This is a genomic window from Kitasatospora sp. GP30, assembly GCF_029892145.1.
Classification (GTDB): Bacteria; Actinomycetota; Actinomycetes; order Streptomycetales; family Streptomycetaceae; genus Kitasatospora; species Kitasatospora acidiphila.
The window spans coordinates 1-4,935 of sequence record NZ_JARZAH010000090.1 but is presented as its reverse complement, the minus strand read 5'-3'; the positions used below and the strand labels follow the sequence as shown (position 1 = coordinate 4,935).

Below are 4,935 nucleotides of genomic sequence, written 5' to 3'. Positions count from 1 at the left end.
GCCGCCGACGCCGTGGTGCTGCTCGCCGACCACGACGACTTCGACTACCCGCAGATCACCGAGCACGCCCGCTACCTCCTGGACTGCCGCCGCCGGCTCGCGGGAGCGGCGGTGGAGGTGCTCTGAGGGAGCATCAGCGGCCGGAGGTCTCGCCGCGGACGGCGTCCAGGCGCAGCATGAACACGGCCTGGACGCCGACTCGTTGGAGGGGTAGCGATGAGTGCCACCGTGACCGAATCCCGGGAGACCGAGCCCGGTTCGAGATGGCTGCGTGCCGTGTTCCGCGGCCTGGCGGCGATCGAGAAGGCGGGCAACCGGCTGCCCGACCCGTTCTGGCTGTTCTGGATCCTCGCGGGCGTCGTCGCCGTACTCAGCGCGGTACTGGCCGGGCTGCACGTCGGCACCGTGCTGCCCGGGACGCACAAGACCGTCAGGGTGCAGAGCCTGCTCAGCAGGGACGGGCTGGTGCTCGCCGTCCAGCACGCCGTCGACAACTTCGCGCAGTTCCCGCCCCTGGCGACCGTCCTGGTCGTGATGTTCGGCATCGTCGTCGCCGAGAAGAGCGGGCTGTTCGAAACCCTGCTGCACCGCCTGGTCGCACGGGTGCCGGGCAGGTACCTGACGTTCGCGCTGGCCCTGACGGCGATGGTCAGCCATGTCGCCGGCGACGCCGCCTACGTGACGCTGATCCCGCTCGGGGCGGCGCTCTACCGGGCCGCCGGCCGCAGCCCCGTGCTCGGCTGCGTCGTCGCCTTCGTCTCGGTCTCCGCGGGCTTCAACGCCTCGCCGTCCCTCACCACGACCGACGTACTGCTGTCGTCGATCTCCACCGCCGCGGCCCATGTCGTCGACCCGCACTACGTGGTGACACCGGTGGCGAACTACTACTTCGGGCTCGCGTCGTCCGTCCTGATGGCATTCGTGATCACGGTCGTGGTCGAGAAGGTCCTGGCCCGGCGCTCGGACCTGGAGCCCGACGAACCGGCGGCCGCACCGGCCGACGGCGAGCCGCGGACGGTCGAGGCGACAGTCCGGCAGCGCCGCGCGCTGCGGCTCACCGGGCTGGTCGCGCTGGGCTTCGCGGTGCTCCTGGTCGGGGCGATGGTCCCGGCGTCCTCACCGCTGCGCGGGGCACACGGCGGCATCGTCGACTCGCCGGTGTTCAGCGGCATGGCCCTGGTCCTCGGCGTGTTCTTCACCCTGGTCGGCTGGGTCTACGGCCGCCTGTCCGGGACCTTCGGCGGTGCCCCCGACGTCGTCGCCGCGATGGCCGACGGCACCAGGACGATGGCCCCGACGCTGGTCCTGTTCTTCGCGATCTCCCAGTTCCTCGCCTACTTCAGCTGGACGAACCTCGGCAACGTCCTGGCCGTCAAGGGCGCCCAGGCGCTGCGCGACCTGCACCTCAGCGGCTGGCTGGTGCTGATCGGCATCGCCGTGCTGATCGCGGTGATGAACCTGCTGGTCACCAGCGGCTCCGCGCTGTGGGCGCTGGTCGCCCCGGTCCTGGTGCCCATGCTGATGCTCGTCGGGGTCCACCCGGAGACCACTCAGGCCATGTACCGGGTCGCCGACTCGGTCACCAAGTGCGTGACCCCGATGAGCCCGTTCTTCATGATGGCCGTCGGCTACCTGCGGCAGTACCGCAAGGGTGCCGGGATCGGCACCCTCGCGTCGTTCACCCTCCCGGTCGCCGCCGTCGCCTGGATCGTCTGGGTCGCCTTCTTCATCGCCTGGTACCTGCTCGGCATCCCGCTCGGCGTCAGCTGAGCCCGGCCACCACCGCGCCGGCGAAACGGTCCGCCACGGTCAGCCGCCCGCACCTGGTACCTGCTCGGCATCCCGCTCGACGTCAGCTGAGCCCGGCCACCACCGCGCCGGCGAAACGGTCCGCCACGGTCAGCCGCCCGCACCCGGTACCTGCTCGGCATCCCGCTCGACGTCAGCTGAGCCCGGCCACCACCGCGCCGGCGAAACGGTCCGCCGCCCGCTCAGAGCCGGCGGCGGCCGACCGTGCCCGGCAGGGTGTCCATGGTGACGCCGTCGTCGATGATGACGATCTTGGGGATGATCGCCGTCTCGTCCTCCGGGGCGGCGGCCGCCGGCTGCGCGGGCGGTGCGGCCGGTGCCGGCGGGGCCAGCGGGCGCGGGGGCACCGGCACCGCCGGAGCGGCGGCGGGGGCCGGAGCCGCGGCAGGATCCGGGGCGGCGACGGGGGCCGGCCGGGCGTCCTGGGGGGCGGCGGTGCGCGGGTCGGCGGCGGCCTGGCGCAACTCGGCGGGCAGGCGCAGCACGGTGGTCGGGGCATCGGCCGGGACGACCGGCTGCGGCACCTCGCTGGTGTCCGCCTCGGAGGCGGGCACGGCGACCGGCGCGACAGCCGGTGCGGCGCTCGGCGCGGAAGCGGGCACGGAGGTGGGCACGGCGGCCGGTGCCGGGGCGGGCACGGCGACCGGTGCGGCCGCGCGCGCCTCGCCCGGCTCGATCATGCCGACCGCGCGGCCGGTGAGCGAGGCCAGGGTGCCCTTGATGGTGTCCAGGTGGGTCTGCACGGTGGTCAGCCGCTCCTCGAAGGCGGCCTGCTCCTCGGCCGAGGCGGTGTTGATCCGCTCGGCCTCCCGGCGGGCCTGCTCGACCAGCTGGTCGGCGCGGGCCTGGGCCTCGGTGTCGATCTGCTTGACCATGCCGATGGTGGCCTCGCGGTGCTGCTCGGACTCCTTCAGGCGCTGCTCGGCGAGCGCCGAGCTCTTGGCGTCCGCAGCCTGGGCGGCGGCCTCCTCGGCGGCGAACCGCTCGTCGGCCTCGCGGCGCAGCTCGGCCAGCTTGGTCTCGGCCCGCTCGCCGGCCTCGGCGGCGGCGACCCGCAGCTTGGCGGCCTCGGCGGTGGCGGTGTCGCGGATGGCGCGGGCGTCTCGGTCGGCCTCGCCGCGCAGCCGCTCGGCCTCGGCGCGGCTGCGCTCATCGGTCCGGCGGGCGGCCTGGTCGGCCTCGGCCCGGGTGGTGGTGGCGAACTCCTCGGCGGACTGCTGCGCCGCCTGGCCGGCCTGGTAGGTGTCGTCGCGGGTGTCCTCGGCGAACCGCTCGGCCTTGTCGCGGATGTTGCGGGCCTCGTTCTCGGCGATCGCCATCAGGTCGGCGGCCTGCTCGCTGAGCGCGGTGTAGTCGGGCGCGGGGGCCTCGGCGGCCTCCTGCCGTGCGGTCTCCAGCGCGGTCTCCAGGTCGCGGATCCGGGCGCCGAGTTGGCTGAGCCGCTGCCACGCCGCGTCCCGCTGGGCCGTCAGCGCGGCCAGCGCGCGATCGACCTGCTCGGGCGCATAGCCGCGCCGGGCCGCGGTGAAGCCGTACGACGGGATGGCGTCGCTCATGTCCTGGTCCCCTCAGTGGCGGGCTGGTCGGGCTGGTCTCGATGCCTGTCCTCTTGACCTATTTTGCGCAGATCATCCGGAAAGCCCAAGGAAGCGGCACCGCTGGCCGGAGCGTACCCACGGTGACGCTCCGACCCCACCACCACGGGGGCGGCTACAGCAGACCGTCCCAGAACTGCTCCAGGAGGACCGCCCACCAGGTGTCCGGCGCCTGGAGGGCCGCCGGGTCGACCGCGGCCAGCTCCGCCTGGAAGTCGGCGGTCCAGCGCCCGGCCTGATCCGGAGTCAGACCGTAGCGCAGCGGCCACATCCGACCGAGCAGGGCGAGCGACCGGATGAACTCCGGCACACCTGTGTTGACGAAGCGCGGCGGCTCGTTGGTTCCCTCCAGATCCACCGCGACCACGGCGGCTGTGCCGTACTGCACACAGAGCTGGCGCCCGTAGTCGTTGCCGAGCACCAGGTAGCCGCCGGCGTCCGGTGCGGCCGCGTGGCCGCGCTCGGCCGCCAGCTCGGCCAGCGTCGGGATCGGCCGGTTCTCGGGGGCGTGCGCCCAGAAGAAGGGGCCGAAGTTGGTCGGCATGCCGGCCCAGACCAGGCTCTGCGCCACGATCTCGGGCACCCCGGCGCGGGACACGGCGCGCTGCTCGTAGCGGAACACCGCCGGGCCGAAGTACTGCCCCAGCTCGGCCGCCAGCTGCTGCGGCGGCACCGGCGGGAGCTGCTGCACGGTGCCCGGCGCGGGCAGCGGCGCCCGGAGCGGGCGCGGCCGCTGCGGGCCGCCGGCCAGCTGGTGCAGCTCGTCCAGGTGGTTGAGCAGGTGCGCCATGCCGGCCTGCCGGGAGGGCAGGTCGCGGCCGTAGGCGGCAGTGTGGCTGATCCGCACGTTCGGCCAGGAGGCCGCGATCAGCCGGCGGCAGTAGCCGCCGGGCAGGTCGCAGGCCTCCAGCTCGGTGTGCAGCTCCAGCACCTGCTCGGCGGGCACGCCCAGGCGCCGCACCTCCTGCAGCAGCCGCCACTCCGGGTGCGGGGTGCCGGGCTCGCTGCGGAACATCACCTTCTGCTCGGAGCCGTCGGGCGCCCGGTAGCTGAGCACCGCGAGGTAGCCGGGGCCGACCGTGGGCACGCCCGGCGGCACCGGGGCGCCCTGCGGCGGCAGGCCCGGCACCGGCGCTGCGGCACCGGGGACGCCGGCCCGCGGCGGCATCGCGGCCTTGCTGGTCGAGGCGTCGGCCAGGTCGCCGGCACCGGCCGCGGCGGCTGCCGCGACGGGCGCGGCCGGCTTGCCGCCGCGCAGGTCGGACGGCGGGGGCGGCGGCGGGGCGCTGTTGTCACCCCGGCCGCGACCGGCGGACGAGGACGGGCCGCTGCCCGCGCCACCGCGCAGGGCGGCCGGCGGCGGGGGCGGCGGGGCGCTGTTGTCACCCCGGCCGCGACCGGTGCCCGGCGCGGCCGGGCCGGGCGCACCCGGCAGGCCCATCAGCCCGGGCGGACCGTCGGAGGCCATCATGGTCGGCGCGTACTCGATCGCCGGGCCACCCGCCGGCGGCTGCGCGCCGGGCGCCGGAGC

General features: G+C 75.1%; 3 protein-coding genes and 1 pseudogene. 2 read left to right on the top strand and 2 right to left on the bottom strand.

All coding sequences use genetic code 11. The features are described from left to right. Window positions 1-126, top strand: a pseudogene (locus P3T35_RS40180) (nucleotide sugar dehydrogenase); the annotation flags it as partial. Between the two features lie 90 nt (window positions 127-216). Next, on the top strand, window positions 217-1,770 hold the full coding sequence (locus P3T35_RS40175; RefSeq protein ID WP_101381956.1) for an AbgT family transporter: 1,554 nt from the start codon (window positions 217-219) through the stop codon (window positions 1,768-1,770). A gap of 221 nt (window positions 1,771-1,991) precedes the next feature. Here the strand turns inward: P3T35_RS40175 and P3T35_RS40170 are convergent, their stop codons facing one another. Both P3T35_RS40170 and P3T35_RS40165 read right to left on the bottom strand, forming a co-directional pair. Further along, window positions 1,992-3,365: a hypothetical protein gene (locus P3T35_RS40170; RefSeq protein ID WP_101381955.1), complete on the bottom strand. Its 1,374-nt coding sequence runs from the start codon at window positions 3,363-3,365 to the stop codon at window positions 1,992-1,994. Between the two features lie 154 nt (window positions 3,366-3,519). After that, window positions 3,520-4,935 (bottom strand): SUKH-4 family immunity protein (locus P3T35_RS40165; RefSeq protein ID WP_280709851.1); only part of this gene is annotated, 1,416 nt, incomplete at its 5' end.